Below are 12,796 nucleotides of genomic sequence, written 5' to 3'. Positions count from 1 at the left end.
CGGTAGTTCAGTTGGTTAGAATACCTGCCTGTCACGCAGGGGGTCGCGGGTTCGAGTCCCGTCCGTTCCGCCACTTATTAAGAGCCCTGAGCTAACGCTCAGGGCTTTTTCTTTTCCAGCGATTTAATTATTGCTGAATCCGCAAAAATCCTCTGCATTTTTCACTCTTTTTCGGCAAAGAACTTGTGGTCATAATCCTCTCAGTTAACGAACATAGTGATTAAAAAGAGGAATTCTATGACTATCCCTGCATTCGGTTTAGGTACGTTTCGCCTGAAAGACGACGTGGTTATCGCTTCTGTCAAAACGGCGCTTGAGCTGGGCTACCGTGCTGTCGACACTGCGCAAATCTATGAAAATGAAGCGGCTGTTGGTCAGGCAATTGCCGAAAGTGGCGTACCGCGTAACGAGTTGTACATCACCACCAAGATCTGGATTGAAAATCTCAGCAAAGACAAACTGATCCCAAGTCTGAAAGAAAGTCTGAAGAAACTGCGTACGGATTATGTTGATTTGACACTGATCCACTGGCCATCTCCGGGCGATGCGGTATCCGTTGAAGAGTTTATGCAGACGCTGCTTGAAGCGAAAGAGCAGGGGCTGACTCGCGAAATTGGTATCTCAAACTTCACTATTTCGCTGATGGAAAAAGCCATTGCCACAGTAGGTGCAGACAATATCGCGACCAACCAGATTGAGCTGTCTCCGTATCTGCAGAGTCTTAAGGTGGTTGACTGGGCTAAAGCGCACGGTATCCACATCACCTCTTACATGACGCTGGCTTACGGTAAGGCACTAAAAGATGAAGTGATTGCACACATTGCCGCTAAACATAACGCGACCCCAGCGCAGGTTATTCTGGCATGGGCAATGGATGAAGGTTACTCCGTGATCCCTTCATCTACCAAGCGTGAAAACCTGGCAAGCAACCTGCTGGCGCTGGACTTGCATCTGGATACTGAAGATAAAAAAGCGATCGCGGCACTGGACTGCAACGATCGTCTGGTCAGCCCGGAAGGCCTGGCCCCTGATTGGGATTAATTGCCCGACCCTCTGTACCTTTAACCCTCTTTCACAGCTCCTTCGGGAGCTGTTCTTATATACTCACTTAAAAAGTCTATAAATGCCCGAATGCGTGTACTGACCGCACGATCGCTGTAGTAAACGGCGCTGAAAGGCATTTCTACCGGCAGACGTTTATCGGCCAGCAGCTCCACCAGTTCTCCCCGCGCGATCTCTTTATCAATCATATAATCTGAAAGACATGCGATACCATTGCCGCTCAGGCAAAGCTGTTTTAACGTTTCCCCGCTGTTGGAAGAAATCCCACATTCGACCTCATGGAGCTGTCCGTCGCTACGGGCAATCGGCCAGGTATTGAGTGAAACGGGTTCGGAAAACCCCAGACACAGATGCTGCTTTAACTGTTCGACGGTCTCGGGCTTGCCAAAACGGGCAATATAGTCCGGTGAGGCAATAATCTTACGATAACTGGTAAACAACGGACGCGCACGCAGGCTCGAGTCAGTCAGCGTACCTGCTCGTATCGCGACATCCACTTTTCGTTCAATAAGATTGATGAACGTTTCTGAGGAGACAAGAGACAACGTCATCTCAGGATATCGCTCACGGAACGGTCTGATTAGCGGCATCAGGAAATGCAGCATCACCGGCGTTGCCGCGTCGATACGCAGCAGGCCGCGCGGGGTATTGCGTGACTCCATGATTTCCGTTTCTGCTGCTGCCATCTCTTGCAGTATCTGCTGCACACGCCTGAAGTAGCGTTCTCCTTCTTCTGTCAGGCTTAGCTGTCGGGTCGTTCGATTAAGCAGACTCACACCCAATTTCATCTCCAGCTTTTTTACTGCCCGACTGACTGCGGAATTAGCCTGACCGAGTTGTTCTGCCGCCCGGCTGAAGCTGCCGCTTTCCACAACGGCCACAAAAATCGCAAGTTCTTCAGAGGTTGCTTTCATTTTTGCACCTGACGCAAAATTATATTGAGATTTTGAATATTTTTGTTATTAAAACATCCCGGCATATTGCGTGTCATCTGATTACTGATGTTACGGAGTTATTTATGCCTCTCGCATTATTTGCACTAACAATAAGTGCCTTCGCTATTGGCACGACTGAGTTTGTGATTGTTGGCCTGGTGCCGACCATCGCTCAACAACTGGCAATCTCGTTACCTTCAGCCGGGATGCTGGTTTCAATCTATGCGCTGGGTGTGGCGATTGGCGCACCAGTGCTGACCGCTCTGACCGGAAGCCTGCCACGTAAAAAGTTGCTTGTCGCGCTGATGGTCCTGTTTACGGCGGGGAATTTACTGGCATGGCAGGCACCCGGGTATATGACACTTATTGTCGCCCGTCTGCTGACGGGGCTGGCTCACGGCGTATTCTTCTCGATTGGTTCCACTATCGCGACAAGTCTGGTGCCAAAAGAAAAAGCGGCTTCCGCTATCGCTATTATGTTCGGTGGCTTAACCGTTGCGTTGGTCACGGGCGTGCCGCTGGGTACGTTTATCGGCCAGCACTTTGGCTGGCGTGAGACTTTCCTGGCAGTATCAATGTTAGGCGTGATTGCGCTGATTAGTAGTCAACTGCTGATCCCGGCTAACATTCCTGGTCGAGCGGCCGCCAGCATTCGCGACCAGGTGAAAGTGCTGACTCATCCTCGTCTGTTGCTGATTTACGCCGTTACGGCATTGGGCTACGGTGGTGTGTTCACGGCTTTCACCTTCCTGGCACCGATGATGCAGGATCTGGCCGGCTTCTCCCCGGCAGCGGTGAGCTGGATCTTACTGGGTTACGGCGTATCAGTCGCTATCGGCAATATCTGGGGCGGTAAGCTGGCGGATAAGCATGGTGCGGTTCCTGCATTGAAATTCATTTTCGCCGCGCTGTTTGTTCTGCTGATGGTCTTCCAACTGACGGCTTCCACGCAGTACGCCGCGCTGGCTACCATTCTGGTGATGGGGATCTTTGCCTTCGGTAACGTACCAGGGTTGCAGGTCTACGTGGTACAGAAAGCGGAACAATTTACGCCCAATGCTGTTGATGTGGCGTCAGGGCTGAACATTGCAGCGTTTAATATTGGTATTGCACTGGGTTCCGTGATTGGCGGACAAACGGTCGAGCATTATGGGTTGGCGCAGACACCATGGATTGGCGCACTTATTGTTCTGGTGGCTTTCCTGCTGATGGGGCTGAGCGGCCGTCTTGATAAGCCCACGCACGTTGCTCTGGGGTAAATCATTGATGTAAGCGCCCACTTACAAAACAAACTGCAATTGTTCGTTGAAAGTGAGTGCTAAAATCCCTATAACAGAAGAACCAGTCCGGCTGCGGACTGGTTGACGTTACAGAGGTTTGAAAGTCTAAAGTGCGAAAAAACACCTATGCCATGCGTTATGTTGCCGGACAACCCGCCGAGCGGATTTTACCGCCGGGCTCGTTTGCGCATATTGGCCAGGCATTACCCGCAGGCGTACCGTTGAGCAGTGAAGATCGCATTCGCGTGCTGGTATGGAATATTTTTAAACAGCAGCGAGCAGAATGGCAGTCGGTGCTGAAGAATTTTGGCAAAGACGCGCATCTGGTGTTATTGCAGGAAGCGCAAACCACACCAGAACTGGTGCAGTTTGCGACCACTAACTATCTCGCTGCCGACCAGGTTCCCGCCTTTGTGCTGCCACAGCACCCCTCTGGCGTTATGACACTCTCCTCCGCCCATCCAGTTTACTGCTGCCCATTACGCGAGCGTGAGCCTATTTTACGGCTGGCGAAATCGGCGTTGGTGACGGTGTACCCGTTGCCTGACACTCGGTTGTTAATGGTGGTGAATATCCACGCGGTTAACTTTAGCCTTGGCGTTGATGTCTATAGTAAGCAGTTGCTTCCCATTGGCGATCAGATTGCTCATCACAGCGGTCCGGTGATTATGGCCGGCGATTTTAATGCCTGGAGCCGTCGACGGATGAATGCGCTGTACCGCTTTGCGCGTGAAATGTCGCTGCGCCAGGTGCGCTTTACCGACGATCAGCGCCGCCGCGCGTTTGGTCGTCCTCTCGATTTTGTGTTCTATCGCGGTCTGAACGTGAGTGAGGCCTCTGTGCTGGTCACCCGCGCCTCCGACCACAACCCGCTACTCGTTGAATTCAGTCCCGGCAAACCTGAACAATAACGGTGTGTCAGGTCTGCCGTAGGGCAGGCCTGTGATGGTTGCCCTTCATATTTCACAACAACCGAAGGACAACACAATGACAACACGCTCTCATCATGACAACGTCGAAAAACAGTTTGGCTCTCAGGCTAATGCCTACTTAACCAGTGCGGTGCACGCCTCTGGTCGTGACTTGCAACGTCTGGGGGAAAGGTTGCTGGCATTTCCGCAGGCCCGCGTGTTGGATATGGGATGCGGAGCGGGGCACGCCAGCTTTGTGGCCGCGCAATACGTAAAGCAGGTAGTGGCATATGATTTATCGTCGCAGATGCTTGACGTGGTCACTGAAGCGGCAAAGGACAGAGGTCTGGAGAATATCGCCACACGGCAGGGTTATGCTGAAAGCCTGCCGTTTGAAGATAACGTATTTGACGTGGTGATTAGCCGCTATTCCGCGCATCACTGGCATGATGTCGGGCGTGCGTTGCGAGAAGTGAACCGCGTTCTGAAGCCCGGCGGCGTGCTGATTGTGATGGATGTGATGTCGCCAGGCCATCCTGTACGTGACATCTGGTTGCAAACTGTGGAGGCGTTACGCGATACCTCGCACGTACGCAACTATTCCAGCGGAGAATGGCTGTCGTTAATCAATGACGCCAATCTGATTGCCGATACCTTGTTAACCGATCGTCTGCCGCTGGAGTTCAGTTCGTGGGTGGCGCGGATGCGTACGCCTGCAGCGTTGAGCGACGCGATCCGTGTATACCAACAAAGTGCTTCTGCGGAAGTGAAAGCCTATTTTGCGTTACAGGAAGATGGCTCGTTTACCAGCGACACGATAATGGTTGAAGCACATAAAGCGGGATAAATAAAAAAGGCACTGGGGGGAAACCAGTGCCTTCATTTCTACAATGCTATCAGGAGTCCGGCATACCGCTGTTTTTCACAAACAACGTTAGCTGATCGCCTGGCTGCAGATTGTTCGTATCGCTGTTCCAGCGCATCACATCCTTGATGTTAACCCCGTGGCGTTTGGCAATGCTCGAGAGCGAGTCGCCTTTACGCACACGATAGGTGATGCTATCGCTGTTGTTCGCCAGTCGCTGTGCGCTGGTACCAGCGCCCACCGTCAGATTTTGGCCTACTTTCAGCGATGACCCGCGCAGATTATTCCACTGCTTAAGGTCATTGGTGCTCACGCCAAGACGTGAAGCGACGCCAGAAAGCGTATCGCCAGAGCGAACTTTGTAGCTGCGGCTGTTCAGCGGCGTGTTATCCGCAACCAACGTTGACTGCACGGCTGCAATTTCGCCTGAGGCCAGAGACTCACGCAGCTTCTCTGCATGCTTCTTTGGCACCATCACATATTGCGGACCGCTGGCACCCAACGTGGAGCCTTTCACGCCTGCATTGAAGGTTTTCAGCTTGCTGACGGAAATACCCGCCATATCGGCAACCTGAGCCATTTCAACCGGGCTACTCAGGCGAACACGTGCCAACGCGCGGCTTTCGTCTGTTGTTGGCAGACGCACGCCATAGCGTTTGCTGTTTTTGAGTATATCGCTCAATGCCAGCATTTTTGGCACATATAGCTTCGTTTCCTGAGGCAATGGCAACGACCAGAAGTCAGTGGGTTTACCACGGGCTTTGTTCGTTTTAATTGCCTTCATGACACGACCTTCACCGCTATTATAAGCAGCAACGGTCAGCAGCCAGTCGCCATCAAACATTTTGTTCAGACGCTGCATCATGTCCAGTGCGGCGGTGGTGGAAGCCACAACGTCGCGACGTGCATCATAATTGCGGGTCTGTTTTAAACCATAATTGCGCCCCGTGCTCGGAATGATCTGCCAAATACCTGCGGCATTGGCGCCAGACGTTGCGTGAGGATCAAAAGCGCTCTCCACTATGGGTAGTAGTACCAGTTCCATTGGCATGTTACGTTTCTTAACCTGCCCGGCTATCCAGTACATATACGGCTCTGCCCGTAAAGTTACATCGTGGAGATAGCTCTTATTGCGTAAATACTTCTGTTTCTGTTCGCGAATCCGGTTGTTTTCCGGAATTCCCATCTTTAGCTCGTCACCAATGAAAGCCCACAAATCTTGATCAGCAGCGATAGATGTTCCGTCGTCCATCCATCGCGCCTGACTTGTAAACTTTCCTGCTTCCCCTTGACCAGCTGCAGAAAGGCTCTGTGCGTGTTGTTGGACGTTACCAGTATTCTGGCACCCAACAAGCAGGACAGAGGCGAGTAATATCGCTTTTGCCTTCATGTGTGTGTCAATAGTTGCTTAAAAGACGACCGATCATAACGGCGAAGTTTTCAAAAGGCAACCCGCAATTGTCAGAACGTATCTTTCTTTGACCTTAACCAGGCAAAACGCTCTTCAGGTTGTTGCAATATTGTTTTTTTATTTATTTCATTAATTAAATCAATATCTTCTGTTCTTAAAAAAAGATTATTTCGTCGCTCATTTTTCAGAATTACGGGGAGTGTCATTTGTTTTTTTACGCGTAACTCATTAACTTTACGATAATATTCATTTATGAACGGATCGTGCGGAAGAATGCTTAAGGCAAACTTCATGTTTGCTAATGTGTACTCATGTGCGCAACAAATCAATGTATCGTCAGGAAGTGCGTTTAGTTTTTTAAGTGATTGATACATTTGAGATGCTGTGCCTTCAAAAAGCCGACCGCAGCCACCGGAGAAGAGCGTGTCGCCGCAAAACAGGTAAAGGTGGCTAAAGTAACAGATATGTCCTAAAGTGTGACCCGGCGTAGCAATTACTGTAAATTCATGCCCCAAAACGAGTGCAATATCGCCATCTTCGACTATATGCGTCGTTCCCTTATCTTGCGTTTCAGCCGGTCCGTATACCGCTATTTGTGGGAAATGTTGCAGAAGTTCTTTCACGCCGCCCACGTGATCCTGATGATGATGTGTCAGCAGAATGGCCTCGGGAACCCAGTTATGTTCTGCAATAGCTTTCAGAACAGGTGCTGCTTCACCCGGGTCCACAATCAGACAATGTTTGTCATTATTCGACAGGACCCAGATGTAATTGTCCTGAAATGCAGGAATACTGTTAAGATTCATAGATTACCTCTCAATGCGTAACGGAAGGTTGTGATGAAACCGGCAAGGATCCCTCAAACTGTCGTAGCGCCCGTTAGTTGGGATGATTTTCCCTGGGGCGAACACTATCGTCAGGCGCTGGAGCATCAGCTTAACCCGTGGTTCGCAAAAATGTACGGATTTCATCTGCTTAAGATTGGTAATTTAAGCGCAGAAATCAATTCTGAAGCGTGCGCGGTTTCTCATCAGGTAAATGTTTCTTTGCAAGGCGCTCCCATGCAGGTGACTGCCGATCCTTTACATCTGCCTTTTGCCGATAAGTCCGTGGATGTTTGTTTGTTGGCTCATACGCTGCCGTGGTGTTCCGATCCACATCGCTTACTGCATGAAGCCGATCGCGTGCTTATTGATGACGGTTGGTTGATTCTGAGCGGCTTTAACCCGGTAAGTTTGATGGGATTGCGTAAACTGGTGCCCGTATTGCGTAAAACATCGCCCTACAACAGCCGGATGTTTACCCTCATGCGGCAGTTGGACTGGCTCTCATTGCTGAATTTTGAAGTGCTGCACTGTAGCCGTTTTCATGTCCTGCCCTGGAACAAGAAGGGCGGGAAAATGTTAAGCGCCCATATCCCTGCGCTGGGCTGTTTGCAACTGGTGGTTGCGCGTAAGCGAACCATTCCGCTTACGCTCAACCCGATGAAACAAAATAAAAGCAAAACGCCTATCCGCCAGGCCGTTGGCGCAACCCGGCAATACCGTAAACCAGACGTTTAAGCCTCAGCCTGATACCCAATATCATCCTGAGTGGGACGCATTGCAGCAGCGCGGGCAAGCTCATCACAGCGTTCGTTTTCCGGATGGCCCGCATGGCCTTTAACCCATTCCCATTTGATTTGATGCGGCCCCAGCGCGGTATCCAGACGTTTCCACAGATCGACGTTCTTCACTGGTTTTTTATCTGCTGTTTTCCAGCCGCGCTTCTTCCAGTTGTGGATCCACTGCGTAATGCCCTGGCGCACATACTGGCTGTCCGTGCTGAGTATCACTTCACACTGTTCTTTCAGGGCTTCCAGCGCAACGATTGCCGCCATCAGCTCCATGCGATTATTGGTGGTGAGGTTGTAGCCTTCGCTAAAGGTTTTTTCGCGCCCGCGATAGCGTAAAATCGCCCCATAACCACCTGGCCCTGGATTTCCCAGGCAAGAACCATCGGTGAAAATCTCTACCTGTTTAAGCATCTCTGGTAGACTTCCTGTTTTAGCAAATCGAAATCAAACGATAAGTCTGACATAAATGACCGTTATGAGCACTGGAATTACACGACAGATCGTCCTCGATACCGAAACCACCGGTATGAACCAGATTGGCGCCCACTACGAAGGCCACAAGATCATTGAGATCGGTGCGGTTGAAGTGGTGAACCGCCGCCTGACCGGGAATAACTTCCACGTTTACCTGAAACCGGATCGGCTGGTGGACCCGGAAGCGTTTGGTGTACACGGAATCGCAGACGAATTCCTGCTTGATAAACCTACGTTTGCCGATGTGGCCGATGAGTTTCTCGACTACATCCGCGGTGCGGAGCTGGTCATCCATAACGCATCGTTTGATATCGGCTTTATGGATTACGAATTCGCTAAGCTCAGGCGGGATATTCCGAAGACAAACGAATTCTGCAAAATTACCGATAGCCTGGCGCTGGCGAGGAAAATGTTTCCTGGCAAGCGCAACAGCCTTGATGCGTTATGCTCACGCTATGAAATAGACAACAGTAAGCGAACCCTGCACGGCGCATTGCTCGATGCCCAGATTCTGGCCGACGTTTATCTGATGATGACCGGTGGGCAGACCACGATGGCGTTCTCAATGGAAGGTGACAGCCAGCAGCAGAATGACACGGGGATCCAGCGTATTGTGCGACAGTCCAGCAAACTACGCGTTGTTTTCGCCACTGATGAAGAGTTAGCGGCCCATGAGTCGCGCCTTGACCTGGTGCAGAAGAAAGGCGGAAGTTGCCTCTGGCGGGCATAGTTTGTACGTTTTCCGTATGGAAATGACCATTCGGGTGATTTTTGCAGCAAACGATTAAAAAACGTGAGAAAAAGCGTTGACGAGGCGTGAGGCAATCCGTAATATTCGCTTCGTTCCCAAGCGGAACACAACGCGGAGTGGTAGTTCAGTTGGTTAGAATACCTGCCTGTCACGCAGGGGGTCGCGGGTTCGAGTCCCGTCCATTCCGCCACTATTCAGAAAGCCTGAATCAGAAATGATTCAGGCTTTCGTCGTTTTAGCCCGCCACAATAATAATCTCATCATCACACTTTATCGACCACGTCCGTGCTATCGGGCAGGCAACACATCAGGTCATCCTTAACCCGACGCATATCCAGGGGCAGATCAACCTGCGAAGTGATTCATCACGCAGGCGAAGCGGGGGGAAAAGTTATCGCCGATAAGCACCGTTTCTTCATTCAAGTGCTTTAGCATATACAGCTTGTCGGCACGTTCGTAAGCGTCGAAGAAGAGATAATCGACTGCATCCGTTGCTTCATCATCGGGGGATTTTTCACGTCCGTTGGGAGTGAGCATGAAAACACCGGCGGTATGGCCGAGTGGTCGGGCATAGCGAAAGAACAGTTTTCGGTTCACAGCAAACTCGCCATCATCACTTTTGAGTTTCCCTTGTACTGACAATGAAAGGTGTCCGGAGTTGTAGCTGGTAATCAGCATTATTCCATGGAGTACCTTTTTTGTATCCTGGATGTCGAGTATCGACGTGAATTCCGAGGAGCAGGAAAAACTGATTTCTTGTTTTTTCGCATTCCCGGCGATAATAAAAAAAGCGATAGCCGCCAGCCCAAAAATGGCAATCACGACTGACCATAGTAAAGGAGAGTGATCGCTTTCTTGCTTCATATCATTCCTCATGATGGCGATACTGGCTGATGCAATGGTAATAGCCGAGGTTCAGCCCGCATTCAGCGGCAAACGACCACTCAACCAGATTATGGTTGCTCGCCCAGGTATTGAGATACAGATCTTTTGGGTACGAACAGTCGGGGTTAATGCCCACGGACTTGAAAATATCCAGCGCTTTCTTTTCGGTTATGGTATCGGTGAGGGCGTTTCCTAATATATGTACACGGCATTGTTCATAGTCGATAGTCCGCAGGATAGTCGCGTCCGTCATGGCGATTTCATTGGGTATCCATGTTAACCACGCTGTCGCCAGCACGGCGATTCCGGTAATTAACGCGGTTATCGCCACAGGCCAACGGCTTTGTTTCTTTTTGTTGAGCGTCGATGCAACATTGGCAATTCTGGCGGGAGCTTGCGCTTCTTCCAGTTGCTGAATATTGATATTAGCGTCGCCCATCCGAAATCCCATCCGCGGAATTGTGACGATGAGTTCTGCAGGATGACCTGTAGACGTTATTGCTTTGCGCAGAAATGAAATGTGCTGATTGAGATTCGCATCCGTCGCTCTGGCGCCATTATGCTGAAAAACATTTAGCAGAATTTCATCACGCGAGGATATCTCTTTACCATTTTGCAACAAATAGAGCAGTAATTGTGTTGCCACATTATTCAATGTGGCCATTTCACCAGATGCCAGGTCTTTTAGGGTATTTTTATGTGGTCTGAAAACTAAGCCATCACCAATAATTACGGATTTAATTTTGTTTATTGGTATATGAGAAATCACTGATGTCTCCTTTAAAGCAGGATATCTCGCATTCGAGTGGGTGAAGCAATAGCATAACATAATTCATTTATAAAAAATGGTTGTACCATAGATCGCTTTATTAATATTTATATAACAATATTTTAATATCTCTTATAGAATCCTCTTTTCTCCTTCCTCTCTTTCACTATCTTATTGTCATTACTCGCTTTTGATATCCAATTTCATTTTTACAAAAATTTCATAAATACATTTTGCCTGTTGTTCTGGCTAAATAAAAAAATAGTTGATAGATAAAAACTCTATAAAAATGCTAAATGATAGATACTAACACTGGCTAAGTCGTGATTTTTGGCGGTTTTTTAGGTAAACGATCGCTGTGCAGACAGTGTTACAACATGATTCCCTGAGTTTGATTAATACCGGATTTTTGCATTGTGTCATTTTCTCGTCGACTTAATATAAGCCCCGAAACAGCGTAAACAACTGTGGACGGTATTTCGGATGGAATACCAATGAAGTTCAAAATACGGGGCGGCTTGAGATGGATTGTTTGCAAGGATATGCGCTACCGCCACCTGCAGATCAGGATTTTCCGGACATAAATTATCTGCGGAAATAGATCTTCGGAATAACTAAAAAACAGATATAAGGTTAAGTAGTAATATGAAAATGAAAAACGTGGCTGTGGCCTGTGCGCTGATGGCGGGAATGACTTTTACTGCCTCTTCTGCTTTTGCTGCAAAAAATGTCGAACCGACTAACGGTAAAATTCACTTCACCGGTTCTCTGGTTAATTCCGCCTGTGGTCTGGCACCAGAATCCAGCCCGGTACAGGTTAATTTTGGTGAGATCCCAACTTCTCAGTTAAAAGACAACCAACGTGCTGGCGTTAAGCATGCCAAAATCGTTCTGCAGGGCTGTGATACGACCGTCGCGAAAACGGCCACTGTGACCTATACCCCGGCAACGATTGATACAGACAACAACGCGCTGGCTGCGTTCACCTCTGGTACTGCAAAGGGTGCGGGCATCGGTATGATTGACAGTGGCAACCAGGACGTGGAATGGGGTCAAGCCGCCTCTCAGGTCAACATTACCGATGGTGAAACCGACATTGATTTCGTCGCTTACCTGCAGGCAAACAACGCATCTGCCGCGGTAACTCCGGGTGATTTCGAATCTACCGTTAATTTCCAGATCGACTACCAGTAACGATCTGCAGCAGGCGCATTAACGCGCCTGCTTAACCCTTCCTGCGAATAACTGAAAGGAAATGCGGTGATGCCTGGATGGCGAATTTTACTGCTTTTTATCTTCATATCGCCTGCATGGGTTTTGGCTGACACCAATCGTCTTGTCAGTACGCCCGGCAAAATGCGCATGCGCGGAAATATTATTGAGGCTGCCTGTTATGTCGATCCACGCGACCGGTCGCTACTGGTTGAATTTGATGATCTCTCAGCCAGAGATATTTCCGGAAAACCAGAGAAAGTATCAGCGCATGATTTCAGCATTCATTTGTTGGGATGTTCATTAGGGGATTCTCAACACCCCGGGAATCTGTTTCAACGCGCCAATATTACCTTTTCTGGTGCACCGGATAGTGACAATCCTGATTATCTAAGCGTGCAATCGGAAACTGAAAATTTAGCGATAGAAATATATGACAGCAACGGACAGCAAATTCATCTGGGTGAGCCATCACCGGACTATGTGCTTAATCCAGGGAAAAACACGCTCAATTTTACGGCTTATTTGATCTCCCGCGACGGAAGAATGACATCTGGCGAATTTACTGCAGTCACGCATTTTGTTGTGAATTATCTCTGAGCTGCACTGCAATTCGGGTATCTGAA

At 49.3% G+C, this 12,796-nt stretch carries 14 protein-coding genes and 1 tRNA gene; 9 read left to right on the top strand and 6 right to left on the bottom strand.

All coding sequences use genetic code 11. The annotated features are described in order from the left end of the window. Window positions 1-237: 237 nt before the first annotated feature. Window positions 238-1,041 carry a 2,5-didehydrogluconate reductase DkgB gene (gene dkgB / locus OGW44_RS19640; protein WP_075846670.1) on the top strand — a complete coding sequence of 268 codons (804 nt, stop codon included), beginning with the start codon at window positions 238-240 and terminating at the stop codon, window positions 1,039-1,041. Window positions 1,042-1,061: 20 nt separating this feature from the next. Here dkgB and yafC read toward each other — a convergent pair whose 3' ends face one another. Then, window positions 1,062-1,976, bottom strand: a complete 915-nt coding sequence (yafC, locus tag OGW44_RS19635) for a DNA-binding transcriptional regulator YafC (protein ID WP_047357608.1) — start codon at window positions 1,974-1,976, stop codon at window positions 1,062-1,064. A gap of 104 nt (window positions 1,977-2,080) precedes the next feature. Here yafC and OGW44_RS19630 point away from each other — a divergent pair, with 104 nt between their 5' ends. The 3 genes from OGW44_RS19630 to OGW44_RS19620 all read left to right on the top strand — a co-directional run bounded on the left by OGW44_RS19630 (window position 2,081) and on the right by OGW44_RS19620 (window position 5,035). Further along, complete coding sequence (locus OGW44_RS19630) at window positions 2,081-3,256, top strand: MFS transporter (protein ID WP_103284442.1); 1,176 nt, start codon at window positions 2,081-2,083, stop codon at window positions 3,254-3,256. A gap of 131 nt (window positions 3,257-3,387) precedes the next feature. Then, window positions 3,388-4,188: an endonuclease/exonuclease/phosphatase family protein gene (locus OGW44_RS19625; protein ID WP_029139415.1), complete on the top strand. Its 801-nt coding sequence runs from the start codon at window positions 3,388-3,390 to the stop codon at window positions 4,186-4,188. Between the two features lie 76 nt (window positions 4,189-4,264). Further along, the gene (locus OGW44_RS19620) at window positions 4,265-5,035 is read left to right on the top strand and encodes a class I SAM-dependent methyltransferase (protein ID WP_049271174.1); all 771 of its coding nucleotides are present in this window, start codon (window positions 4,265-4,267) and stop codon (window positions 5,033-5,035) included. A gap of 49 nt (window positions 5,036-5,084) precedes the next feature. Here OGW44_RS19620 and mltD read toward each other — a convergent pair whose 3' ends face one another. Further along, window positions 5,085-6,443 (bottom strand): murein transglycosylase D, encoded by a 1,359-nt coding sequence (mltD, locus tag OGW44_RS19615; RefSeq protein ID WP_029139416.1) that lies wholly within the window; start codon window positions 6,441-6,443, stop codon window positions 5,085-5,087. A gap of 71 nt (window positions 6,444-6,514) precedes the next feature. Then, entirely contained in the window at window positions 6,515-7,270 is a 756-nt protein-coding gene (gene gloB, locus OGW44_RS19610; RefSeq protein WP_185654200.1) for a hydroxyacylglutathione hydrolase, read from the bottom strand. A 33-nt stretch (window positions 7,271-7,303) separates the two neighbouring features. On the opposite strand from gloB, the gene OGW44_RS19605 reads away from it, so the two are divergent. Next, a complete protein-coding gene (locus tag OGW44_RS19605) occupies window positions 7,304-8,026 on the top strand; it encodes a class I SAM-dependent methyltransferase (RefSeq protein WP_047417097.1) in 723 nt (240 codons plus the stop codon). Here OGW44_RS19605 and rnhA read toward each other — a convergent pair. Further along, the gene (gene rnhA / locus OGW44_RS19600) at window positions 8,023-8,490 is read right to left on the bottom strand and encodes a ribonuclease HI (RefSeq protein ID WP_016151805.1); all 468 of its coding nucleotides are present in this window, start codon (window positions 8,488-8,490) and stop codon (window positions 8,023-8,025) included. The two genes, OGW44_RS19605 and rnhA, sit on opposite strands and share 4 nt — an antisense overlap. A gap of 64 nt (window positions 8,491-8,554) precedes the next feature. Here rnhA and dnaQ point away from each other — a divergent pair, with 64 nt between their 5' ends. Then, complete coding sequence (gene dnaQ, locus OGW44_RS19595; protein WP_029139417.1) at window positions 8,555-9,283, top strand: DNA polymerase III subunit epsilon; 729 nt, start codon at window positions 8,555-8,557, stop codon at window positions 9,281-9,283. A gap of 134 nt (window positions 9,284-9,417) precedes the next feature. Beyond that, a tRNA-Asp gene (locus OGW44_RS19590) sits at window positions 9,418-9,494 on the top strand. Window positions 9,495-9,649: 155 nt separating this feature from the next. Here OGW44_RS19590 and OGW44_RS19585 read toward each other — a convergent pair. Then, entirely contained in the window at window positions 9,650-10,168 is a 519-nt protein-coding gene (locus tag OGW44_RS19585) for a FidL-like protein (protein ID WP_016155747.1), read from the bottom strand. 1 nt (window position 10,169) lies between these two features. Further along, entirely contained in the window at window positions 10,170-10,853 is a 684-nt protein-coding gene (locus OGW44_RS19580; protein WP_223307926.1) for a winged helix-turn-helix domain-containing protein, read from the bottom strand. A gap of 750 nt (window positions 10,854-11,603) precedes the next feature. Between OGW44_RS19580 and OGW44_RS19575 the strand changes: the two genes are divergently transcribed. Both OGW44_RS19575 and OGW44_RS19570 read left to right on the top strand, forming a co-directional pair. After that, window positions 11,604-12,152: a fimbrial protein gene (locus OGW44_RS19575; RefSeq protein WP_016155749.1), complete on the top strand. Its 549-nt coding sequence runs from the start codon at window positions 11,604-11,606 to the stop codon at window positions 12,150-12,152. A gap of 69 nt (window positions 12,153-12,221) precedes the next feature. Then, window positions 12,222-12,770 carry a fimbrial protein gene (locus OGW44_RS19570; RefSeq protein WP_019076063.1) on the top strand — a complete coding sequence of 183 codons (549 nt, stop codon included), beginning with the start codon at window positions 12,222-12,224 and terminating at the stop codon, window positions 12,768-12,770. Window positions 12,771-12,796: the final 26 nt, after the last annotated feature.

Source organism: Citrobacter sp. Cb023 (assembly GCF_030336805.1).
In the GTDB taxonomy this organism is placed as follows: domain Bacteria; phylum Pseudomonadota; class Gammaproteobacteria; order Enterobacterales; family Enterobacteriaceae; genus Citrobacter; species Citrobacter braakii.
This window is presented reverse-complemented; position numbering and strand designations above follow the sequence as displayed.